20 protein-coding genes are annotated in these 22,000 nt (G+C 50.9%); 8 read left to right on the top strand and 12 right to left on the bottom strand.

The genetic code is table 11. From position 1 onward, the window contains the following. Nucleotides 1–13: 13 nt before the first annotated feature. From lpxM to rfaD, 3 genes are read right to left on the bottom strand one after another with little or no spacing between them, the layout of a single operon-like run. Nucleotides 14–931: a lauroyl-Kdo(2)-lipid IV(A) myristoyltransferase gene (gene lpxM, locus NF212_RS15780; protein WP_434357252.1), complete on the bottom strand. Its 918-nt coding sequence runs from the start codon at nt 929–931 to the stop codon at nt 14–16. Beyond that, a complete protein-coding gene (locus NF212_RS15775) occupies nt 924–2,150 on the bottom strand; it encodes an O-antigen ligase family protein (protein ID WP_434357250.1) in 1,227 nt (408 codons plus the stop codon). Before NF212_RS15775 ends, lpxM begins: the two co-directional genes overlap by 8 nt. A gap of 11 nt (nt 2,151–2,161) precedes the next feature. Further along, entirely contained in the window at nt 2,162–3,115 is a 954-nt protein-coding gene (gene rfaD, locus NF212_RS15770; protein ID WP_434357248.1) for an ADP-glyceromanno-heptose 6-epimerase, read from the bottom strand. Nucleotides 3,116–3,224: 109 nt separating this feature from the next. Between rfaD and NF212_RS15765 the strand changes: the two genes are divergently transcribed. The 3 genes from NF212_RS15765 to tdh all read left to right on the top strand — a co-directional run bounded on the left by NF212_RS15765 (nt 3,225) and on the right by tdh (nt 6,302). Next, a complete protein-coding gene (locus NF212_RS15765; protein ID WP_434357246.1) occupies nt 3,225–3,866 on the top strand; it encodes a TetR/AcrR family transcriptional regulator in 642 nt (213 codons plus the stop codon). A gap of 205 nt (nt 3,867–4,071) precedes the next feature. After that, the gene (locus tag NF212_RS15760) at nt 4,072–5,268 is read left to right on the top strand and encodes a glycine C-acetyltransferase (RefSeq protein WP_434357244.1); all 1,197 of its coding nucleotides are present in this window, start codon (nt 4,072–4,074) and stop codon (nt 5,266–5,268) included. After that, a complete protein-coding gene (gene tdh / locus NF212_RS15755; protein ID WP_434357242.1) occupies nt 5,265–6,302 on the top strand; it encodes an L-threonine 3-dehydrogenase in 1,038 nt (345 codons plus the stop codon). The genes NF212_RS15760 and tdh overlap by 4 nt, the downstream gene beginning before the upstream one ends. A 38-nt stretch (nt 6,303–6,340) precedes the next feature. Here the strand turns inward: tdh and NF212_RS15750 are convergent, their stop codons facing one another. From NF212_RS15750 to gpmM, 3 genes are read right to left on the bottom strand one after another with little or no spacing between them, the layout of a single operon-like run. After that, nucleotides 6,341–7,066 carry a divergent polysaccharide deacetylase family protein gene (locus NF212_RS15750; RefSeq protein WP_434357240.1) on the bottom strand — a complete coding sequence of 242 codons (726 nt, stop codon included), beginning with the start codon at nt 7,064–7,066 and terminating at the stop codon, nt 6,341–6,343. Nucleotides 7,067–7,085: 19 nt separating this feature from the next. Continuing rightward, nucleotides 7,086–8,243, bottom strand: a complete 1,158-nt coding sequence (locus tag NF212_RS15745; protein ID WP_434357238.1) for a peptidoglycan DD-metalloendopeptidase family protein — start codon at nt 8,241–8,243, stop codon at nt 7,086–7,088. A gap of 7 nt (nt 8,244–8,250) precedes the next feature. Next, nucleotides 8,251–9,792, bottom strand: coding sequence for a 2,3-bisphosphoglycerate-independent phosphoglycerate mutase (gpmM, locus tag NF212_RS15740; RefSeq protein ID WP_434357236.1), 1,542 nt, complete (start codon nt 9,790–9,792; stop codon nt 8,251–8,253). Nucleotides 9,793–10,181: 389 nt separating this feature from the next. On the opposite strand from gpmM, the gene NF212_RS15735 reads away from it, so the two are divergent. The 4 genes from NF212_RS15735 (at nt 10,182) to cysE (ending at nt 13,175) form a co-directional block, all read left to right on the top strand. After that, a complete protein-coding gene (locus NF212_RS15735; protein WP_434357234.1) occupies nt 10,182–10,616 on the top strand; it encodes a rhodanese-like domain-containing protein in 435 nt (144 codons plus the stop codon). 99 nt (nt 10,617–10,715) lie between these two features. After that, a complete protein-coding gene (gene secB / locus NF212_RS15730; RefSeq protein WP_434357232.1) occupies nt 10,716–11,183 on the top strand; it encodes a protein-export chaperone SecB in 468 nt (155 codons plus the stop codon). 27 nt (nt 11,184–11,210) lie between these two features. Further along, complete coding sequence (gene gpsA / locus NF212_RS15725; protein WP_434357230.1) at nt 11,211–12,218, top strand: NAD(P)H-dependent glycerol-3-phosphate dehydrogenase; 1,008 nt, start codon at nt 11,211–11,213, stop codon at nt 12,216–12,218. 135 nt (nt 12,219–12,353) lie between these two features. Further along, the gene (gene cysE / locus NF212_RS15720; RefSeq protein WP_434357228.1) at nt 12,354–13,175 is read left to right on the top strand and encodes a serine O-acetyltransferase; all 822 of its coding nucleotides are present in this window, start codon (nt 12,354–12,356) and stop codon (nt 13,173–13,175) included. 73 nt (nt 13,176–13,248) lie between these two features. On the opposite strand, the gene accC is transcribed toward cysE, so the two are convergent. The 6 genes from accC to NF212_RS15690 form a co-directional block, all read right to left on the bottom strand. After that, a complete protein-coding gene (gene accC, locus NF212_RS15715) occupies nt 13,249–14,592 on the bottom strand; it encodes an acetyl-CoA carboxylase biotin carboxylase subunit (protein WP_434357226.1) in 1,344 nt (447 codons plus the stop codon). Between the two features lie 12 nt (nt 14,593–14,604). Then, nucleotides 14,605–15,066, bottom strand: a complete 462-nt coding sequence (gene accB / locus NF212_RS15710) for an acetyl-CoA carboxylase biotin carboxyl carrier protein (protein WP_434357224.1) — start codon at nt 15,064–15,066, stop codon at nt 14,605–14,607. Between the two features lie 30 nt (nt 15,067–15,096). Then, nucleotides 15,097–15,546, bottom strand: coding sequence for a type II 3-dehydroquinate dehydratase (aroQ, locus tag NF212_RS15705; protein ID WP_434357222.1), 450 nt, complete (start codon nt 15,544–15,546; stop codon nt 15,097–15,099). Between the two features lie 332 nt (nt 15,547–15,878). Beyond that, nucleotides 15,879–17,828, bottom strand: a complete 1,950-nt coding sequence (acs, locus tag NF212_RS15700; protein ID WP_434357220.1) for an acetate--CoA ligase — start codon at nt 17,826–17,828, stop codon at nt 15,879–15,881. Nucleotides 17,829–18,154: 326 nt separating this feature from the next. Next, entirely contained in the window at nt 18,155–18,778 is a 624-nt protein-coding gene (locus tag NF212_RS15695; RefSeq protein WP_434357218.1) for a 3'-5' exonuclease, read from the bottom strand. 9 nt (nt 18,779–18,787) lie between these two features. Beyond that, a complete protein-coding gene (locus NF212_RS15690; RefSeq protein ID WP_434357216.1) occupies nt 18,788–20,587 on the bottom strand; it encodes a DUF294 nucleotidyltransferase-like domain-containing protein in 1,800 nt (599 codons plus the stop codon). A 249-nt stretch (nt 20,588–20,836) separates the two neighbouring features. On the opposite strand from NF212_RS15690, the gene NF212_RS15685 reads away from it, so the two are divergent. Next, nucleotides 20,837–21,982 carry a 3-phenylpropionate MFS transporter gene (locus tag NF212_RS15685; RefSeq protein ID WP_434360900.1) on the top strand — a complete coding sequence of 382 codons (1,146 nt, stop codon included), beginning with the start codon at nt 20,837–20,839 and terminating at the stop codon, nt 21,980–21,982. Nucleotides 21,983–22,000 lie beyond the last annotated feature (18 nt).

Raw genomic sequence — 22,000 nt, 5'->3', positions numbered from 1 at the left:
GCCCTGAAATTGGTTAGTAACGCGTTGTGCCATCGGGTTTGGATCTCAACAACTTAAGGTTCCACATATATTGCTCCGGACGACCTTCCAGGAATTGTTCGATAGCTGCATTCATCATACGCGCGTCATCTTCTTCACTTCCTGTAGGGAAAGGATCCAGAGCCGGTAAAACGTGCACCTCGAAATTTCCGGTTTCACGGTTATAGATTGGCATTAACGGTACAATTTTAGCTTTTGCCAGTCTTGCCATTTTTCCGAGACCGGACAGTGTGGCTTTTTCTGCCGCAAAGAAGGGGACAAACACGCTGTAATCCGGACCATGATCCTCATCGGGCAGGTAGTAACCCAAATAGCCCTCTTTGATAGATTTAATAAATGGTTTGATACCCTCAGCCCGTTCGTGAAGACGACCTCCATACTTCAGTCGCTGTTTGTTCAGCAGCCAGTCAGCAACTGGGTTTTTCTGTTTTTTGAACATTGCGGCAACGGGTAATCCGCGTGAGGCAAGTTGTACCCCTGGGTAGTCAATCGCCCAGCCATGAGGCACGAGAAGGACTACATTGTCTCCGTTTTCAACTACCTGGGTCAGATGTTCCTCATTGAAAAATACAGTGCGTTTTTCAAGGAAGTGTTTACTTCTCATCATGATCGAAGCCATGCCCAGCATGACGCAACCACCGGTGATATAACACTGCTTCAGAATGTGCTGGCGCTCTTCATCAGACTTTTCCGGGAAGCACTCCTGAAGGTTGATAACGGCACGACGCTTGGCAAGATTGTTAAGCCGGGTCATGCGAAGGGCAATTTTCTCCGCCAGCTTGTCACGCAGCCTAAAAGGAAGAAAAGCCAAGATGGCAGCAAACCCGATACCAAGCCAGGTACCCCAGTATTTAGGGTGCAGATAACTAGTTTTAAATTCTGGCTTATACATTGTTAGAAATCTTCTTGTCTATTGAGCAATGATATAATAGAGATAACGATATTAAAAAGAAGCTCAAGCTCTCTGGGTGACTGAGAGGGACGTCAGTCAAAGAACAAATAAAGAAAGTTAAAATTAGCATTAAAGAGACAAAAGAACATGTTTCTCTTCTTTCTTTAAATCGCCGATAGGTATAAGTGATTATTGGTAGTAAAAGCATGATAGTACCAATAATGCCATATCTAACTAAACTATCTAACGTCTGGTTGTGGAAGTGGACTGGATGGAAAGATATCAACGAATTTGGAATTAAATGTCTTTTTGATAGTTCATTAAGTGATTGTTGAAAATTATTGCCATAACCAAAGAAAGGTTGTTCATTTAGTAGTAAAAATGAACTTTTCCACATGGAAATCCTCAAGCCAATGGAGCTTCCATAGTCATTGTTCGAAATTCTTTGTATTTCAGTTTTAGTTTGTTGTAATCGGCTCTCAATTTGATGTGTAAATAAGGTTGGTTTAGAAAATGCTGAAAAAACTCCAGCTACGAGAACTAGCAATAAAGTGTAGGCTAAAGCTTTCCATCTTCTTTGATATATTATTATAAGTGGTAAGCAAACAAGCACAGCAACCCATGCTCCCCTAGTCTGGCTAATGGCTAATAGCATTGCTGCAGCTACAATAGATATTATGTTTATACAACGGTACCTTTTTTTACTTGATGAAAAGAATAGAACCGTTGACATAACTAATAAACTTACTGAGATAGTGGAAAATGGGATGGGATTCATTTTCCACCATCCTCGTGGAATATTTAAATATATGAATGCATAAAGTGACATTCCTAAAAGGAATAGAGAAGAAATGGAGAACAGTATTGAAATACTGTTTATTGAAAATGCATTTCTCGGAATAAGTAATGAGAAAAATAAACAGATGAACAATGTTCTTAGTAAAGTTGAGCTGGAGTCAGACGTATACTTAAATATCGCTAACGATAATACTGATAAGAATATCAAGTATATTGGTTCGCGATAACGTTGTATATTAAACCTGATCACTTCTAACTTACTGATTATAGCAACCACAAAAAAGCAAATTGCTGTCACAGTTGCCAGTTTTTTATTATTCCCAACAAAAAAGAACTGGCCAGTATAAAACCATATGGCCAGTGAATAAAAAATCACATTATGCAAGCGTGACATCAAATTTTTTTTGTTTACTTCTTTCATTTAAAATTAGCTTAGTATTCGTCTTTATTCAAAATAGCCATATACTCCGCCACGCCTTCGGCAACGGATTTGAATGCTTCTGTATAACCGGCAGCACGTACCTTGGTAAGATCTGCTTCGGTGAACTTCTGGTAGCGACCTTTCAGGTGATCCGGGAACGGAATTTCTTCTGCCTGGCCTTTGCCGTGGAATGTGATAACCGCTTTAGCCACTTCGCTGAATGGTTCTGCATGACCGGTACCGCAGTTAAAGATGCCGGATACACCATTTTGCCAGAACCACAGGTTCATTTTGCACACGTCACCAACGTATACGAAATCGCGCTTGAAGGTTTCACTGCCTTCAAACAGTTTTGGGTTTTCGCCTTTAAGGATCTGGGTGTTCAGGTGGAATGCTACAGAGGCCATGCTGCCTTTATGCTGCTCGCGTGGACCGTAGACGTTGAAATAGCGGAAGCCGGTAATCTGGGACAGTTTCTCACCATGCTCTTCAGCATCTTTCCAGAGGCGACGGACATAGTTATCGAACTGCTGCTTTGAATAGCCGTATACATTCAGGGCACCTTCATACTCGCGCTCTTCGATAAAGTCACGGTCCCGGCCACCGTATGTGGCTGCAGATGAGGCATACAGGAATGGGATATCACGATCGAGGCAGTAGTGCAGCAGCTCTTTTGAGTACTCATAGTTGTTGAGCATCATGTACTTGCCGTCCCACTCGGTAGTGGCAGAACATGCGCCTTCATGGAAAATGGCTTCGATAGGACCAAAGTCGTCACCTGCCATTATTTGGGTCAGGAAATCTTCTTTGTCCATGTAATCGGTGATATCCAGATCAACCAGGTTGACAAATTTGGTGCCGTCTTTGAGGTTATCTACGACCAGGATATCGTTGTAGCCTGCTTCGTTGAGTGCTTTGACGATGTTGCTGCCGATCATGCCGGCGCCGCCAGTTACAATAATCATACCTTTACCTAATATCTGTCAGTAGCCAATGGCTGAAATGGGTGTCTAAACCGACTGGCCAATATGGTAACATTGTCTCTATACGGTGGGCCAAGGATTGACACGAAAGATGAAAACCCGAGATCGGATAATCCATACTGCCCTGACGCTTTTTAACGAGCGGGGCGAGCCAAATGTTACCACTAATCATATTGCTGCGGAGATGGGCATCAGCCCGGGCAATTTGTACTACCACTTCCGCAATAAAGAAGAAATTATACACAGTATCTTCGATCTTTACGCCCATGATTTGACCATGGCGTTCAGCCCGGATAAGAGCCGGGATCATATGCAGGAAGGTATGGCACTTTACCTGGATGCAACATTTTCCCTGATGTGGCGGTACCGCTTCTTTTATGCCAACCTGCCGGATATCCTGCGCCGGGATGACTCCCTGCAGGAAAAATACCTGACAGCCCAGAAACGTATGAAGGCAAACCTTACGGCTGTTATCCGTCAGTTTGATGAAGCCGGGTGGGTGGCTATTGATGAAGCCTCCCAGCAGGACATGGCGAACACGCTCAAACTGGTGGTGTCGAGCTGGATTTTTTACCAAAGTGCCCAGGTGCCCGGAACCGTGATTACCAAACAGGTGGTATATCAGGGGGTGCTTCAGGTTTTGGCTATCGTCAGGCCACTGACAACTGAATTGGGACGTCAGAACGTAGACAAACTTATCCAACTTTACCGGGATCAGATGCCACAATCGTGATCTGTGGCAACCTGTTACACAAACGCCGTCGACTTCCTTGCACACACCCTCTTAAAATCGCCGAAATTGCCGAATAGCTACCGCCAAATGTGGTGGCTGTTTGGACGGATATTCGTTTACATGCCACTATTTCAGAATTAACACTCAGTTCACAGCGTCTCTTTTCTAAGCTGGCTGTAACTGCCCCACCATACCGGAGAAAGTGATGTCCGCAGCGTTTTACGAGCAGATTCGTGCTCAGATTGAGGAAGTGAAGGCCGAAGGCCTCTACAAAAAAGAGCGTGTGATTACTTCTGCCCAGCAGGGGAGAATTGACGTCAGTACCGGCGACAGCGTGCTGAACTTCTGTGCCAACAACTATCTGGGGCTGGCTAACCATCCTGCGCTGATTGAAGCAGCGAAAACCGGTATGGATGAGCATGGTTTCGGCATGGCATCAGTCCGTTTTATCTGTGGTACGCAAGACAGCCACAAGGCGTTGGAAGAAAAGCTGTCTGCTTTCCTCGGTATGGAAGACACCATCCTTTATTCATCCTGTTTTGATGCCAATGCAGGACTGTTTGAAACCATCCTCGGTCCGGAAGATGCCATTATCTCTGATGCGCTGAACCACGCCTCGATCATTGACGGTGTCCGTCTTTGTAAAGCCAGGCGTTTCCGCTATGGCAACAACGATATGGCTGATTTGGAGCAACAACTGATTGCGGCGCGCGAAGCCGGCTGCCGCCATACGCTGATTGTAACTGATGGTGTGTTCTCCATGGATGGCGTGATTGCCAACCTGCCGGCAGTCTGCGATCTGGCGGACAAATACGGTGCGCTGGTGATGGTAGATGACTCTCATGCTGTGGGTTTTATGGGAGCCAATGGTCGCGGTACCCACGAACACCACCATGTTATGGATCGTATCGACATCATTACCGGCACACTGGGCAAGGCGATGGGTGGTGCCTCCGGTGGTTATACGGCAGGTAAGAAAGAGGTGATTGAGTGGCTGCGCCAGCGTTCCCGCCCGTACCTGTTCTCCAATTCACTGGCCCCGGCGATTGTCAGTGCTTCCCAGCGCGTCATCGACCTGCTGGCAGAAAGCGGTGACCTGCGTGAACGCCTATGGGAAAACGCCAACCATTTCCGTGCCCGCATGAGCGAAGCCGGTTTTACCCTTGCCGGTGCTGACCACGCGATCATCCCTGTGATGCTGGGGGATGCGAAACTGGCGTCAGAATTTGCTGACCGCATGATGCAGGAAGGTATTTACGTGATTGGATTCTCCTTCCCGGTAGTACCGAAAGGGCAGGCACGTATCCGTACCCAGATGTCTGCAGCACACAGCCGTGAAGAGCTGGATCGCGCCATTGATGCCTTTATCAAGGTAGGCCGCGAAATGGGAGTGATTGCATGAGCAATACAATGAAAGCTCTGGCTAAACTCAAGGCTGAACCGGGTATTTGGATGACCGAGGTTGAAAAGCCGGAACTGGGCCACAATGACCTGTTGATTAAAATCCGCAAAACGGCCATTTGCGGTACTGACGTACACATTTACAACTGGGATGAATGGTCACAAAAAACCATCCCTGTTCCTATGGTGGTCGGTCATGAGTATGTAGGTGAGGTTGTCGCTGTCGGTCAGGAAGTACGTGGTTTCCAGGTGGGAGACCGGGTATCCGGTGAAGGCCACATCACCTGTGGTCACTGCCGCAACTGCCGGGCTGGCCGTACCCACCTTTGCCGCAATACCATTGGTGTTGGGGTAAACCGTGAAGGGGCTTTTGCTGAGTATCTGGTTATCCCGGCATTCAATGCATTTAAGATCCCTGAAGGTATTTCAGACGATCTGGCTTCCATTTTCGACCCGTTTGGCAACGCGGTTCATACTGCGCTTTCTTTTGATCTGGTCGGTGAAGATGTTCTGATTACCGGTGCTGGCCCGATTGGGATTATGGCCGCAGCAGTTGCCCGTCATGTTGGTGCCCGCCATGTAGTGATCACTGACATCAATGAATATCGACTGGATCTGGCACGCAAGATGGGTGTGACCCGCGCAGTAAATGTCGCGACAACCAGCCTTGATGATGTGATGAAAGATCTCGGAATGACTGAAGGTTTCGATGTGGGCCTGGAAATGTCCGGTGTTCCGGCTGCGTTCAGTGCGATGCTCTCTTCCATGAACCATGGCGGAAAAATTGCCCTTCTGGGTATCCCACCGTCCCATATGGGAATCGACTGGAACCAGGTGATCTTCAAGGGCCTTGTTATCAAAGGTATTTATGGCCGGGAAATGTTTGAGACCTGGTATAAGATGGCAAGCCTTATTCAGTCAGGCTTGGATCTTTCGCCGATTGTTACCCACCACTATAACATTGAAGATTTCCAGCAGGGCTTCGATGTGATGCGTTCCGGGAAGTCTGGTAAGGTCATCCTGAACTGGGATTAAGCAATCAGCATCTCATACCAACCCGCCACCCGGCGGGTTTATTTTTGCCCGTTGATCAGGGTGGAGATCGGCACCAGCTCCACGCGCCGGGTAATGTCTGGCAGTTTTTCTGTAAGCAGTGTCAGTGACAATGGGTGGGGGTGGGCGATGGCAATACATTTGCCGTCTCGCTCCGCACGCTTGATGGCTTTTTCCAACTGGGAGAGGAAAAAGGCTTCATCCTGTTGATGGTCGAGGAAGATATTTCGCCTCAATATAGGCATACCGAGTTCGCTGGCAACGTTTAAACCTCTGCTGTCCGGGCTGGTTCGGCTGTCTATAAAAGTCAGCCCTTTGGATTTCAGGAATCTAAGCACAGTTACCATCGCCCCCCAGTTTTCCGTGAACACACTGCCCATGTGATTGTTTGCTGCAATGACGTGGGGAACCCGGTAAAGCGCCTCCTGAATTCTGTCGGTTATCTGTCTCGGTGTCATTGACAGCATCAGTGCCATGGGCTCTTGGGGAGAACCGGGTGTGGCTTCCATGGGCAGATGAAGCATGACTTCCCGTCCCTGGCTGTAGGCACTGAGTGCGACAGCGGTGTCGTATGGAGTAAACGGGATTACGGAGACTGCAATTTCTTTGGGGAGGTGGGCAATTTGACGGGGGAGGGGGTCATAACCGAGGTCATCAATAATGATAGCAAGCTTTCCCATGGCGAGGGCAGAGTGACTGCAAAGCAGCAAAGTGAGATAGAAAGCTGTCCGTCGCTTCCACGCCATGAGAGTTCCTTATCTGTGATTATCTCTTAAGCCAGGGAAGTGGGTTGGTCGGGTTACCCTTGCGGCGAATTTCAAAATAGAGGCCGCTTTGGGTCTGTCCACCACTGTCACCTACGAGTGCAATCGGGTCACCGGCTTTAACGGTATCACCGAGGTTTTTCAGCAAGGTCTGGTTGTAACCGTAGAGGCTCATGTCCCCTTTGCCGTGGTCGATTACCAGCATCAGGCCGTAGCCACGAAGCCAGTTTGACATCACAACCTTACCGTCCTGGACAGCACGTACCGTTGTACCGTTAGGTGCACTGATAACCATGCCTTGCCAGTGAATATCTCCAGTCTGGTTGGTGCCGTAGCGATGGAGAATTTTCCCTTTAACCGGCCAGTTGAGGCGGCCTTTGAGTTTGCCGAGGCCGTCCATTTTCACCCGGGCACGTTCGGCGGCGCGGGCCAATTCTTCTTTCAGGCGTTTTTCATTTGCCTGAAGCTCGGACAGGTAGGCTTTGTCACTGCTGATCTGGCGACGGATACTGCCGGCTGTTTTCTTCTTGTCTGCCTGCTCGCGTTTCAGCTTTTTCTGGCGGCTTTCCAGGCGGGCAATTTCCGCTTCCTGCGCCTGTTGCTGCTGGGAAAGCTGGTGGCGTTTCAACTGAAGCTCGGTGTCAGTGGCAGCCAGGTTTTCGATGGCTGTAGCCCGTGCCTTTGCCAGAGCCTCTGAGTAAACCGTCATCCGGTCGAGGTCGCTGCGGTTTTCTTCCCCAAGCCAGGTTTTGAGCTCACTGTCGCTGCCAGCCTTGTACTGGGCCTGAATGAGCTCTTTCAGTAATTCCTGTTGGCCGAGCCGTTGCTGTTCCAGCTGGTTTTGCTGGCGGGTCAGCGTGGCAATTTCACCTTCAATCCGGGAAAGGGTTTGTTCACTGTCATGAATCTCCCGGGCGGTAGACGCCAGAGCCTGCTCCTGTTTCTTCAGGGTTGCCTGGAGGGATGTAAGCTTTTTGCTTTGCGCGGCGAGTTGGGATTGCTGGCGGGATATTTCCTGGTTCACGCCTTTCAGCTGCGCTTCATCAGCCAACGCTGTATGGGGAAAGCTGGAAAGGCTGGCCAAAAGGCATAACAAAGCGCCAGAGCAAGAAGCCCTGGCGCGCAGATGTTTTTTAAGGATATTCAATCTCTGCCGCATGGCAGGATTATTTCAGATTGAACAGCGCCTTACCAGTCATCTCTGCTGGTTGCTCAACGTCGATCAGTTTGAGCATGGTTGGAGCGAGGTCAGACAGCTTACCGCCTTCAACCAGTTCCAGGTCCTTGTTGCCCACGTAAATCAGTGGAACAGGCAGGTTGGTGTGTGCTGTGTGGATGCCGCCGGTAGTCGGATCAACCATCATTTCAGCGTTACCGTGGTCAGCAGTGATCAGAAGCTGGCCGTCCATTTCCTTGATGGCTTCAACAACGCGGGCGATGCTGTGGTCTACTGCCTCACAGGCTTTCACTGCAGCGTCATAAACGCCGGTGTGACCAACCATGTCGCCGTTTGGATAGTTACAAACGATAACGTCAAACTTGCCGCTCTTGATAGCATCAACCAGCTTGTCAGTCAGCTCTTCTGAGCTCATTTCAGGCTGCAGGTCGTAAGTGGCTACCTTTGGTGATGCAACCAGTACACGTTCTTCGCCTTCGTAAACAGTTTCTACACCGCCATTGAAGAAGAAAGTGACGTGAGCGTATTTCTCTGTTTCAGAGATACGCAGCTGGGTTTTGCCATGCTCTGACAACCATGAACCCAAAGTGTTGTCCAGGGTTTCTGAAGGGTAAGCACAAGCTGTGGCGATATCTGATGCGTATTCAGTCAGCATCACAAAATCAGCCAGCTCAGCGAATTTCTTGCGTTCAAAGCCGGCAAAGTCCTGCATGAATGCGCGGGTGATTTGACGGGCACGGTCAGCACGGAAGTTCATGAAGATCATGGTGTCGCCGTCTTCCAGGGAAGATACTGGCTGGCCTTCAGCACGGATAATGCTTGGCTTCACGAATTCATCGTTTTCATCACGGGCATAGGCTGCTTCCAGTGCTTCAACAGCCGATGCGTACTGGAATTCGCCTTCACCCTGAGAAATCAGGTCATAGGCTTTTTCTACGCGATCCCAGTTGTTGTCACGGTCCATCGCGTAGTAGCGACCAACCAGAGATGCAGTGCGGCCTTTGCCAAGCTTGGCAAACAGTTCGTCAAAACGCGCAAGGGAAGCTTTTGCGCTGCGTGGTGGCGTATCACGGCCATCCAGGAAGCAGTGCAGGTAGATGTTTTCTGCGCCACGCTTGGCAGCCATTTCAACCATGGCTGCAATGTGGTCTTCGTGGCTGTGTACGCCGCCAGGAGACATCAGGCCCATAATATGGACGGCTTTGCCTGCATTGGCTGCTTTGTCGACAGCACCAGCCAGAACTGGGTTTTCGAAGAAGTCACCGTCTGCGATTGACTTGGTGATACGGGTCAGATCCTGGTAAACGATGCGGCCGGCACCGATGTTGGTGTGACCTACTTCTGAGTTGCCCATTTGGCCGTCTGGCAGGCCTACATCCATACCTGATGCAGAAATCAGGGTGCTGGCACCATTGTTGTAAAGTGCATCCAGTACAGGAGTATTTGCGTTGGCAATGGCATTGTCATTGTTGTCTTCGCGGTGACCCCATCCGTCCAGGATGACAAGCGCGAGTGGCTTTTTCGCAGACATGTGAACCCTCTTTTATATATTGAGAATCAATCAAATCATCAAAATTAGCGTAATTTTACTACAGTTTAACCACGGATCTGTAGGAGAAGATCAATTACGGATCGAAATGATGAAAAGGAATAACCACACTATAGGTAAAAACAGGTGCTGGAGTAAGTCTTGATACTGCGTTTGTGGCTATGTTTGCGATAGGCGGCAACGAGGAATTGATGGACGATAAATCAGGCGCCGTGGATAAAAGAGGAACAGGATTTCATCACGTGGCAGAGCAGGAAAGATAAAAGCCTGACTTAGTTCACAACTCGCCAAAAACCCTGTGAAATGCCAGTGTTGGCGGGTATACTCGGGTCAATTTTCTTCGCACTCAATACGGATACTGAGCAATCGCTATGCAGCAGTTTATTCAATTTGTCTCAAACAACATGATCATGTCTCTGGTATGGGTTGGCCTGCTGGTGGCCTTGATCAGCATGATCGTGAAGCAGAAAACATCCGGCTTTAATATCGCAGGTCCAAGTGATGCAACTCTGCTGGTTAACAATGAAGATGGTGTCTTCGTTGATATCCGTAGCCGTGACGAGTTCCGCGCGGGCCATATTGCGGGCTCAGTTCACATTTTGCCTGCCGATATCAAAAAGGGCAGCTTTGGTGACCTTGAAAAGCGCAAAGCCAACCCCATCATTGTGGTATGTAAGACAGGACAGACTGCACAGACCGCAGCATCTGATCTTGTAAAAGCCGGCTTTGAGAAAGTTTATCTGCTGAAAGACGGCATGATTTCCTGGAACGAAGGCAACCTGCCACTGGTTCGTGGTAAGAAATAAGACCTCGCCTGAAAACTGATTTGTGTTGCCGCAACATGCTGCGGCAACAATCCATTTTTAAGATGCGTTTGCATCTCACCGGAACACAAGGACAGAAAAATGGCTGAAGCAGCTACTAACCAAGCTCCACAACAGAACTTCAACATCCAGCGCATCTACCTGAAAGATGTTTCCTTTGAAGCGCCAAACTCTCCAGATATCTTCCAAAAAGAGTGGAACCCGGATGTAAAACTGGATCTGGATACCAAGAGCCGTGAGCTGGCTGAAAGTGTTTACGAAGTTATTCTGCGCCTGACTGTTACCGTTAAGAACGAAGACGACAGCGCCTTCCTGTGTGAAGTGCAGCAAGCAGGTATTTTCTCTGTTGAAGGTATGGAAGCAGGCCAGCTGGCACATTGCCTGGGTGCATTCTGCCCTAACATCCTGTTCCCATATGCGCGTGAAACTATCTCCAGCCTGGTTGTTAAGGGTACTTTCCCTCAGTTGAACCTGGCACCGGTTAATTTCGATGCCCTGTTCATGAACTACCTGCAGCAGCAGGCAGAGCAAGGCGAACAACAGGCATAAGCCTAACCGAACAAAGCCGAGGACAATATGGTGAATTCGCCTGTCGCGATGACCGTTATCGGTGCCGGTTCTTACGGTACCGCCCTCGCAATCTCACTGGCGCGTAATGGCGCCAGTGTTGTTTTGTGGGGTCATGAACCTGAACATATGGCCCAGTTGGAACTAGACCGTGCCAACGAAGCCTTCCTGCCTGGTGTGCCATTTCCTGAATCCCTGATCGTTTCAGCTGATCTTAAAGAAGCGATTGAGGTATCCCGGGATATTCTGGTTGTGGTACCGAGCCATGTATTTGGTCTGGTGCTTGCGCAAATCAAACCGTTCCTGAAAAGTGAAAGCCGTCTGTGCTGGGCCACCAAGGGTCTGGAGCCGGAAACCGGCCGTTTGCTGCAGGACGTTGCACGCGAAGAGCTGGGTGATGAGATCCCACTGGCAGTGATATCCGGCCCGACATTTGCGAAAGAATTGGCTGCCGGTATGCCAACCGCTATCGCGGTAGCGTCAGAAGATCAGCCGTTTATCGAAGATCTCCAGGAAACCATTCACTGCAGCAAAACACTCCGGGTTTATGCGAACAGTGACTTTACCGGTTTGCAGTTGGGCGGCGCGGTGAAAAACGTGATTGCTATTGGTGCCGGTATGTCTGACGGCATTGGTTTTGGTGCTAACGCCCGTACCGCACTGATTACCCGTGGTCTGGCGGAAATGTGCCGTCTGGGTGCTGCATTGGGTGCAAAGCCGGAAACCTTTATGGGTATGGCCGGTTTAGGTGATCTGGTGCTGACCTGTACTGACAACCAATCCCGCAACCGGCGCTTTGGCCTTGCCCTTGGTCAGGGGAAAGGCGTGCAGGAGGCGCAGGATGAAATTGGTCAGGTTGTAGAAGGTTACCGTAACACCAAAGAGGTGTGGGCCCTTGCACAACGCATGGGTGTAGAAATGCCGATTGTCGAGCAGATCTACCAGGTGCTGTACCAAAGCAAAAATGCAACCCAGGCTGCCAAGGATTTACTGGCCCGGGATAAGAAAGCTGAATGATTTTCAGCCAGTGGCTGATAACCGCAGATTTCAAAGCATAACTGAAAGTTGTAAACGCGGGCGTGGCCCGCGTTGTTTTTTTAAGCAAACACGATACAGTTTTAAGATAACACCGAGTGTAGAGGTAGAGTCGTCGTGAAACAGTGCCAACAACAAAGGATTTGGCAGGCTATCAAGCAGGAAGCCAAAGAGCATTCTGAACATGAGCCCATGCTGGCAAGTTTTTTCCACGCCACCATTATCAAGCATGAGCACCTGGGTGGAGCCTTGAGCTATATCCTGGCTAACAAGCTGGCTACCCCATCCATGCCGGCAATGGCCGTGCGCGAGATTGTCGAGGAAGTTTACAATGCCCAGCCGTGTGTGATTGATTCGGCTGCCTGTGACATTGCAGCGACTGTCGAGCGTGACCCTGCGGTCTCCCTTTACCTGACCCCTCTTTTGTACCTCAAAGGGTTCCATGCCCTGCAGGGCTACCGTGTCGCCAACTGGCTTTGGCGTCAGGGCAGGCGTGAACTGGCTGTCTACCTGCAAAACCAGATCTCTGTTGCTACCCAGGTAGATGTCCACCCGGCAGCGAAGATTGGCCGCGGCATCATGTTTGACCATGCGACTGGTATTGTGGTGGGTGAAACGGCGGTTATCGAAGATGATGTTTCTATCCTGCAGGATGTCACGCTTGGTGGTACCGGTAAGGAAAGCGGTGACCGACACCCGAAAATCCGTACCGGCGTGATGATTGGTGCCGGTGCCAAGGTGCTGGGCAATATCGAAGTGGGTGAAGGGGCAAAGGTTGCAGCCTGTTCTGTAGTGCTGACTCCGGTCCCGCCTCATACGACAGCCGCAGGTGTCCCTGCACGTATTGTGGGCCGCCCGGGTACGGCAAAACCATCACTGGATATGGATCAGGAATTCAGTGCCAGCGCCTACAATTTTGTAGGTGGCGACGGGATCTGATATTTCGATCACCCTGAGCTTCAGAGACAAAAACGCCCGCAATTTGCGGGCGTTTTGCTCTCAGTAATAAAAATTACTGCAGGCCGAGTTTCTTTTCCAGGTAGTGGATATTGGTACCACCGTGTTGGAAGTTCTCGTCTTTCATGATCTCAAGCTGAAGCGGTACGTTGGTCTTGATACCGTCAACGATCATCTCGCTCAGTGCATTGCGCATACGGGCAATGGCCACGTCGCGGTTCTCACCGTAACAGATCAGCTTACCGATCATTGAATCGTAGTAAGGCGGTACGGTGTAGCCTGAGTAAATGTGCGACTCCCAACGTACGCCCATGCCGCCCGGTGCATGGAAGCGGTTGATCTTTCCTGGGCTAGGCAGGAAGCGGACGGGATCCTCTGCGTTGATACGGCATTCGATAGCGTGGCCACGCAGTTGGATGTCATTCTGGGTGAAAGACAGAGGTTGGCCGGCTGCAATACGAAGCTGCTCTTTCACCAGATCCACACCGGTAACCATTTCAGTAACCGGGTGTTCAACCTGGATACGGGTGTTCATTTCAATGAAGTAAAACTCACCGTTTTCGTACAGGAATTCGAACGTACCGGCACCGCGGTAGCCGATTTCGATACATGCACGGCAGCAACGCTCACCGATGAACTTACGCATGTCTGCAGTGATGCCCGGCGCTGGTGCTTCTTCCACAACTTTCTGGTGGCGGCGCTGCATAGAGCAGTCACGCTCACCCAGGTGGATAGCATTGCCCTGGCCGTCAGCGATAACCTGGATCTCGATATGGCGAGGGTTTTCCAGGTATTTCTCCATGTATACCATGTCGTTGCTGAACGCCGCTTTGGCTTCGGCACGGGTCATGGCAATGGATTGATCGAGTTCGGCTTCATTGCGGACAACACGCATACCGCGGCCGCCACCGCCACCGGATGCCTTGATGATAACCGGGTAGCCAATACGTTTAGCAAACGCTTTGTTCTTGGCTGAATCATTGTCCAGCGGGCCGTCAGAGCCTGGTACACAAGGTACGCCGGCTTTTTTCATCGCGTTGATTGCAGAGACCTTGTCACCCATCAGGCGGATAGTGTCTGCTTTAGGGCCAACGAAAATAAAGCCTGAGCGCTCTACCTGCTCGGCGAAGTCAGCATTTTCTGACAGGAAACCGTAACCCGGGTGGATGGCAACCGCGCCGGTAATTTCTGCCGCACTGATGATGCGAGGGATATTCAGGTAACTTTCAGTGCTCGATGCAGGACCGATACAGATGGTCTCGTCAGCCAGCAACACGTGCTTGAGATCGCGGTCAGCGGTAGAGTGAACGGCAACGGTCTTGATGCCCAGCTCTTTTGCTGCACGCAGGATTCGCAGCGCGATCTCACCACGGTTGGCAATTACAATCTTGTCTAGCATGTTTGCCCCCGGTTATTCGATGATGATCAGAGGCTCGTCAAACTCAACCGGCTGACCGTCTTCACACAGGATGGCTTTAACCACACCGGCTTTGTCAGCCTGGATCTGGTTCATCATCTTCATAGCTTCAACGATGCACAGGGTATCGCCGACGTTAACTTTCTGGCCAACTTCAACGAAAGCTGCTGCATCTGGGCTTGGTGAGCTGTAGAAGGTACCAACCATTGGGGAAACTACAGCGTGGCCGCTTACGGCACTGCTTGCAGCAGGAGCAGGTGCTTCAGCAACTGGTTGAGCCGGAGCTGGCGCTGCTACAGGAGCAGGGGCTGCAACAACCTGTGGCGCAGCAACAGCTGCAACAGGCGCGATTGCACGGCTGATGCGTACAGACTCTTCACCTTCTGAGATTTCCAGTTCGGCGATTCCAGACTCTTCTACCAACTCGATCAGCTTCTTGATTTTACGAATATCCATGGTCTCTTCTCTTTGAATCTGTTGTATGGTTCAAGCAGACTGCAGGCGGCGAGCAGCTGCCTGCAGGGCGAATTCATATCCATCTGCCCCCAGTCCGCAAATAACGCCCACTGCCTTGTCAGACAGGTAAGAGTGGTTGCGGAATGGTTCACGTGCATGCACGTTGGACAAATGGACTTCAATAAATGGGATTGCAACCCCGAGCAATGCATCGCGTATTGCCACACTGGTGTGAGTAAACGCCGCTGGGTTTATAATAATGAAATCGACGTTGCCATGTGCTTGGTGGATGGCATTGATCAGCTCATGTTCCGCGTTTGACTGAATATGTTCGAGAGTAATACCAAGATCTTCAGCCTGTTTTGTCAGGTTTACGACAATGTTATCCAGAGTTTGATTGCCGTAGTGGCCTGGCTCGCGTAGACCCAGCAAATTTAGGTTTGGGCCATTGAGCAATAATATTTTGTGATCTTTAGCCATAATGATGCAATTTACCGGTAAGTTGCGACGAAAAGTCCCGAACGTCCATTCTTAGCGATTACCCGTATTGCTGGCAACAATAATTGGACGAAATTTTTTCGTGTCTGGCCAATTATAGAGAATTCAACGCAAATCGCAGCAAAATACTGGTCTAATCTCCGCAAGAACGCTGCCAGCCCCTCTCGTTTCAAAGGTTCCAGAAGATCGTTTGTCTGAAGAATGACGGTCTGAAAATCTGTCTGGTATGTAACAGAAACGCTAACAAGAGAAGAAATAAAAAGGCTGCGTTTCCGCAGCCCTTTAACTTAAATGCCTTTCCCGTCAGGGGAAAATCATGACAGGTTCTGCTTTTCCGCAATCAGGCGTTCGACAACTGATGGATCGGCCAGTGTCGACGTATCACCCAGGTTAGAGGTGTCGCCTGTAGCAATCTTGCGCAGGATACGGCGCATGATCTTGCCCGAGCGGGTCTTCGGCAGGGCGTCGGTCCAGTGCATGAAGTCAGGAGTTGCTATTGGGCCGATTTCCTTGCGTACCCAGTCTTTCACTTCTTTATGCAGCTCTGCGCTCGGCACTTCACCGGCATTGAGAGTGATGTAGGCGTAGATTGCCTGGCCCTTGATGTCGTGCGGTACACCGACAACAGCGGCTTCTGCAATCTTGTCGAAAGCAACCAGTGCGGACTCAATTTCTGCCGTACCCATACGGTGGCCGGATACGTTCAGTACATCATCTACACGGCCAGTGATCCAGAAATAACCATCTTCATCACGACGGGCACCGTCACCGGTAAAGTACATACCTTTGAAGGTAGAGAAGTAAGTCTGCTCGAATCGTTCGTGGTCACCATAAACAGTGCGCATCTGGCCCGGCCAGGAATCGAGGATGACCAGGTTGCCTTCGGTCGCACCGTCAAGGATGTTTCCAATGTTGTCGACCAGCGCCGGCTGAACACCGAAGAATGGGCGGGTGGCAGAGCCGGGTTTGAGGTCAGTCGCACCGGGGAGTGGAGTGATCAGGATGCCGCCGGTTTCGGTTTGCCACCAGGTATCAACAATCGGGCAGCGCTCGTCACCGATGGTGCGGTGGTACCACTCCCAGGCTTCCGGATTAATCGGCTCTCCGACTGAGCCCATAATACGCAGGGAACTGCGGTGCGTGCCTTCAATGGCTTCGTTGCCTTTTGCCATCAGTGCACGGATAGCAGTCGGGGCGGTGTAGAGGATATTGACGTTGTGCTTGTCGACCACTTCGCTCATGCGGGCAGTAGACGGGTAGTTTGGCACACCTTCAAACAGGATGGTGGTCGCGCCGTTGGAAAGCGGACCGTAAACCAGGTAGCTGTGGCCGGTGATCCAGCCCACGTCTGCTGTACACCAGAATACTTCGTCTTCCTGGTAGTCAAAGACATACTTGAAAGTCATGGTGGCATAAACAAGGTAACCGCCAGTGGTGTGCAGTACACCTTTTGGTTTACCGGTAGACCCGGAGGTGTAGAGGATAAACAGCGGATCTTCGGCATTCATTGGTTCCGGTGCACATTCAGCAGGCTGTTCAGCCGTTGACTCGTGCCACCAGACATCACGCTGTTCATGCCAGTCAATGTCGCCGCCGGTACGCTGGAAAACCACTACTTTGCTGATAGTTTTTACCTCTGGGTTAGCCAGAGCTTCATCGACATTCTTCTTGAGGGGGACAGCCCGGCCACCACGGATACCTTCGTCAGCGGTAATGACTACCTTGGCATCCGAATCGACAATACGCCCGGCCAGAGCCTCTGGAGAGAAGCCACCAAATACGATGGTATGCACTGCACCGATACGGGTACAGGCCAGCATGGCAACAGCGGCCTCTACAACCATCGGCATGTAGATACATACGACGTCACCCTTACGTACGCCCTGGGCTTTCAGCGCGTTGGCGAACTTACAGACGTCTTCATGGAGTTCGTTAAAGGTCAGGGTCTTGTCATCAGACGGGTCATCACCTTCCCAAATGATGGCCGTTTTGTCACCGCGGGTGGCAAGATGGCGGTCAATACAGTTGGCTGAAACGTTAAGCTGGCCGTCCTCAAACCACTTAATGCTGACGTGCCCTGTGTCAAAGGAGGTTTCCTTCACTTTGGTGTAAGGCTTGATCCAGTCGACGATCTTGCCTTGCTCTCCCCAAAACCCTTCCGGGTCGGTCACTGACTGTTGGTACATCGCCTGGTAGGTATCGTTGTCGGCGTGTGCCTTAGCCTTAATATCCGGGTTTACTGGATATACGTGGACCTCACTCATCCTGAATCTCCTTGTTCCTTTATAATTTGCCGGTCAAACGGTATGGGGCGGATAACGCGTCAACGCGTGGAGTACAGAAAATTACGCGAAATCATGCCAGTTAGATTTGCCGGGTTTAGTTTATGAAGCACCGTCTGCGTGTTGCGGCGATACCGTGCCTATAACAGTCTGATAGATAGGAATTATGGACAATTAGACTTTAGGAGGACTGTGGCATAAATGTGCACATTTCCTTGCCTTTAATCCTAATTGTGAGGGGATGATCAAGTTGTCGCGAAACTGCAACGGTAAAGGATGGGCTAAACAGGGAGAGATGCAGTGCTGCCTCAGTAACCTGTTGGTGTAGTGACTGAACCGTACTTAAGCCTGACATAAATAAGCGCCGCAGATATGGCATCGGCCAGGGCATCATGCCGGCTGGAATCCGGCAGTTTCAGGTGACGGGTTATTGCCTCGATACTGAGGTCGTAATAAGCATTGGGAAGCAGCCTTTCCAACCGTTTCTGGTACATATGGCTGACTTCAACCAGAGGGTTGGGCAGCGGGAAGCCAAATAGCTGCCGGCTGTAGCGGCTCAGGATCTCCATGTCATACCGGATGTGGTACCCCACAACTGGACGGTTGCCGATAAACTCGAGCAGCTGTTCCATCGCCTCCCTGTCCCCTAACCCCTGCTTAAGATCCTGGTGGCGTATCCGGTGGATGGCGACGGATACACCGTCGAGCGTATCGGGAGCATGGAGCGCCAGTTGCAGGGGCTGGCTGGTGAGGATCTGGTTGGCCCGGATCCGCACGGCAGCGATGGTAACCAGCTCCGCATGTTTGGGATCCAGGCTGGTTGTTTCGCAATCAAGTGCGACCAATTCATGCTGATCCGGTTGATCAAACAGGGAAGCAAAAGGTGTGTCCTGATACTTGCGCCTGTACCAGAGGCGGCGTAGTAGGTTCATGATGTCCGGTTAGTCCCTGACCTGATAGTGGAAAGCCAGCCACTCTTTGAATTTCTTGACGATGTGCAGACTGTGACGCAGGAGATCGCGTTCGGTGCGTGGCAGCCGCGAAACATCAAGGTTGTTGCCGGAGGCCTCTTCTTCCAGCTGGGAGGAAAGGCGCAGTGTGATAAAGAGTTTAAGGGCCTCTTCAAGGTTGGAGGCTGTGTCTTCTTCGAGATAGCCCATCTGCCGCAACGCATTCAAGCGGTCAAAAGAGTTCTTTTCGGTCAGGCCCTTTTCCAGTGCCAGTGACCTCAGGCCATGGACGATGGGAAAAATCCCCCCCTTTTTTACATCCAGCCCGTCTTTGTCGGCTTTAAGGTTGCCAAACAGCGAAAGGGGAACCCGGAACGCAAGTGCTGCCCGGATAAATGTGTTGAGCAGCAGCATGTTGTCTCTGGTGCAATCGCTCAGCGTTTCCTCAAGCGGTTCTATCAGGGTTTTGTTGCCGGCAACAGCATGGCAGTCAGCGATAATCGAGAGATCCATCAAGCTGCTGTGATTGGCATTTTGAGTCATCACCCGGATTGTCTGGAGCCAGTCAGCCTGAGTTTTGACCCATTTGGGGTTGCTGACCATGACGTTTCCGGGGCAGGGCGGGTAGCCAAGTTGCGCCAGGGTTTGTGAGAACTGGTTCATGACCTCTGCGCAGTCCGGCCAGTCGATATCATTGTTCAGTATCAGGGCATTATCCTGGTCTGTTTTAAGGATCTGCTCCCCTCGTCCTTCAGACCCAAGTACCATCAGGCAGCAGTGCTGTTGGTATTTTGGCGGTACCACCAGGCGGAAAGCTTTCTCAATAATTTGTTCATTGACCGTTGCCAACAGCTCCATCATAAACTTGGTGTGGATACCATTGGTTACCAGCGTCTGTACCAGCTTCCGCTGACCGTGCGCAGCGATAGCCAGCTCTTCAATACTTTCAGCCCGGGCAATGCGCAGGGTCAGGACATGGGAGTGGGTGGCAAAGAGGCTCAGTACCTGAGTAAGGTCAAGTTGCCCAACGCACTCTCCTCCGTCCATAACCTGGACCCGCTTTACTTTTTCCCGGGTCATCGCCAGCATGGCTGTGTACAGGTATTCCCCTTTCTCAATCTGGATCACCGGTGAGGTGGCGATTTCACTGATTGGGCTGTCCACGCAATAGCCGTCCAGCACCAGGGCATGCAGCAGGTTGGTACGGGTGACGATCCCCCACGGGTGCGGATGGTTTTCAAGTTTCACCATCACACAGTCAGCTTTTTGTTGGCGCATTTCGGCAGTGACATCACCGATGGTAATGGTGCCGGGAACGATCAATGCCTGCTGGATGGTGGAATCATCGACCCGGGTAAGGATAAATTCAGCCAGGTTCTGTTTTTGCTGGGCTTGTTCTACCAATTGCTGGCGCTTGGAGAGGCTGTTATCAAAATAGGCCGCAAACTCGCCGTTGGCACTGTAAAGATCTCTGAAAATTTCAGAAGGGAGCAGGTAACACAGGGTGTCTTCCAGTGCCTTGTAATTGTGTTTACTGGGTTTGCCGAACTGGGACGGAATATCAAAAAGATCATCATTGGTGTAATGGGCATGAATTTCATCCCCGGAAGCAGAGGTTTCCTCAACACTGCCTTTAATGATGATAAAAAGGTGCCCGGGGGCATCTCCTGCCGGCAGAATGGTTTCACCGCCACGGAAATAACCCACATCAAGAGATGAACGTAATTTGTTCTGCTCCCCGGCAGAGAGGCGGTTAAAGGGGGTCAGTGTGGCGTCAAATCTGTCTGGCATGGCGTCCCTCTCGCAGTCGCGGTTCAGACCGGTTTCAACCTACAGGAAAGGTCATGGTGACCCCGACGCTTTGCCTGTATTCCAACCGGGCACGGCTCCAGTTAAGTCTGTCGTACTCCCCAGACATGTGCCAGCCGACTTTAGTCTATTGTCCGGGTAACGATGCATACTGGCTGCCTTTTCCCTTTACAGGCATAATGGCCGCAAACGATTCCCTGTGACTGTTTTTTTATGCCTTCTACGCGTTCGATACGTTCGGTCAGCCCTTTTGTCTGGCTTTCTCAATACTATTCCGGGTTCTTTTTCTGTTATGGCGTTTACCTGCCATTCTGGGCGGTATGGATGGCCTGGCTTGGTCTGTCTGCTGCCGATATTGGCCTGATACTTGGCCTGGGCCTTGTGACTCGTTGCGTGGCTAACCTTTTCATTACCCCGCTGTTCCACCGGGTGGAGCACCTGCTGCCGGGGCTGAGGGTACTGAGCTTGTTTGGGCTGGTTGCCTGTATGAGCCATCTGGCAGCCGGTTCGGATTTTTTAATGCTTTCCCTGGCGACGGTGTTCTTCAACCTTCTGGTGGGGCCGAGTGTGCCGGTATCCGATGCGCTGGCGAACTATTACACCCGGATTGGGCTGCTCGATTACGGTAAAACCCGGCTGTGGGGATCTCTGGCGTTTATTGCCGGTTCAACGGTTGTCGGTTGGGTAGCCGGTCTGTGGGGGCCTCAGTGGATTCCCTATATTTCCGGGCTGGGCCTGGTGTATGCCATTGCGATGTCTGCGCTGAAGCCAAACCCGGTTCCGGAAGGAAAACCGTCAATGGCGACGGTCAGGCCAAAGGTGTTTGCACTGCTGCGTGACGGTTCGGTCATTCGGTTCCTGCTTATTATTGCGTTAATACAGGGCAGCCATGCCGCCTACTATGGTTTCAGTGCCCTTTACTGGAAATCGGAAGGTTATTCTGAGCAAAGCATTGGCTACCTGTGGAGTTTCGGTGTCTTTGTCGAAGTGGTGATGTTTGCCGTAGCCGGGAAGCTGTTCAGGGGCTGGAACCCGCAGGCGTTGTTCAGGATCGCAGCTGTTGGGGCCGTTGTACGCTGGGTAGTGATTGCCTCAACCTCTGCCGTTATCCCGGTAACCCTTGCTCAGGGGCTTCATGGTGTCAGTTTTGCCATCGCCCACCTGGCGGCGATGCAATACATCCAGCAGGACGGGGAAAGCCGGATTGTTGCCCTCCAGGCACTTTACAGTGCGTTGCCTCTCGGTGCATTTATGGCGCTGATGACGGCGGTCAGCGGAGAACTGTACGAGATGACCGGTGCAGGAACATTTTGGGTGATGGCGGTCATGGCTGCGACAGCCTTGCTGGTAAAGCTCAAACCGCAAAAGATAGAATAATACCAGTTGGATATGGCC

The sequence above is a fragment of the Parasalinivibrio latis genome, from assembly GCF_036825535.1.
GTDB lineage: Bacteria > Pseudomonadota > Gammaproteobacteria > Enterobacterales > Vibrionaceae > Parasalinivibrio > Parasalinivibrio latis.
Note: the sequence above shows the minus strand (reverse complement) of the source record. Positions and strands in the feature narration are given on the sequence as shown.

Bases quoted from the DNA above. Each gene is read 5' to 3' on its own strand.
- lpxM (WP_434357252.1), bottom strand. From the start codon at position 931: ATGTATAAGCCAGAATTTAAAACTAGTTATCTGCACCCTAAATACTGG.
- NF212_RS15775 (WP_434357250.1), bottom strand. From the start codon at position 2,150: ATGAAAGAAGTAAACAAAAAAAATTTGATGTCACGCTTGCATAATGTG.
- rfaD (WP_434357248.1), bottom strand. From the start codon at position 3,115: ATGATTATTGTAACTGGCGGCGCCGGCATGATCGGCAGCAACATCGTC.
- NF212_RS15765 (WP_434357246.1), top strand. From the start codon at position 3,225: ATGAAAACCCGAGATCGGATAATCCATACTGCCCTGACGCTTTTTAAC.
- NF212_RS15760 (WP_434357244.1), top strand. From the start codon at position 4,072: ATGTCCGCAGCGTTTTACGAGCAGATTCGTGCTCAGATTGAGGAAGTG.
- tdh (WP_434357242.1), top strand. From the start codon at position 5,265: ATGAGCAATACAATGAAAGCTCTGGCTAAACTCAAGGCTGAACCGGGT.
- NF212_RS15750 (WP_434357240.1), bottom strand. From the start codon at position 7,066: ATGGCGTGGAAGCGACGGACAGCTTTCTATCTCACTTTGCTGCTTTGC.
- NF212_RS15745 (WP_434357238.1), bottom strand. From the start codon at position 8,243: ATGCGGCAGAGATTGAATATCCTTAAAAAACATCTGCGCGCCAGGGCT.
- gpmM (WP_434357236.1), bottom strand. From the start codon at position 9,792: ATGTCTGCGAAAAAGCCACTCGCGCTTGTCATCCTGGACGGATGGGGT.
- NF212_RS15735 (WP_434357234.1), top strand. From the start codon at position 10,182: ATGCAGCAGTTTATTCAATTTGTCTCAAACAACATGATCATGTCTCTG.
- secB (WP_434357232.1), top strand. From the start codon at position 10,716: ATGGCTGAAGCAGCTACTAACCAAGCTCCACAACAGAACTTCAACATC.
- gpsA (WP_434357230.1), top strand. From the start codon at position 11,211: ATGGTGAATTCGCCTGTCGCGATGACCGTTATCGGTGCCGGTTCTTAC.
- accC (WP_434357226.1), bottom strand. From the start codon at position 14,592: ATGCTAGACAAGATTGTAATTGCCAACCGTGGTGAGATCGCGCTGCGA.
- accB (WP_434357224.1), bottom strand. From the start codon at position 15,066: ATGGATATTCGTAAAATCAAGAAGCTGATCGAGTTGGTAGAAGAGTCT.
- aroQ (WP_434357222.1), bottom strand. From the start codon at position 15,546: ATGGCTAAAGATCACAAAATATTATTGCTCAATGGCCCAAACCTAAAT.
- acs (WP_434357220.1), bottom strand. From the start codon at position 17,828: ATGAGTGAGGTCCACGTATATCCAGTAAACCCGGATATTAAGGCTAAG.
- NF212_RS15695 (WP_434357218.1), bottom strand. From the start codon at position 18,778: ATGAACCTACTACGCCGCCTCTGGTACAGGCGCAAGTATCAGGACACA.
- NF212_RS15690 (WP_434357216.1), bottom strand. From the start codon at position 20,587: ATGCCAGACAGATTTGACGCCACACTGACCCCCTTTAACCGCCTCTCT.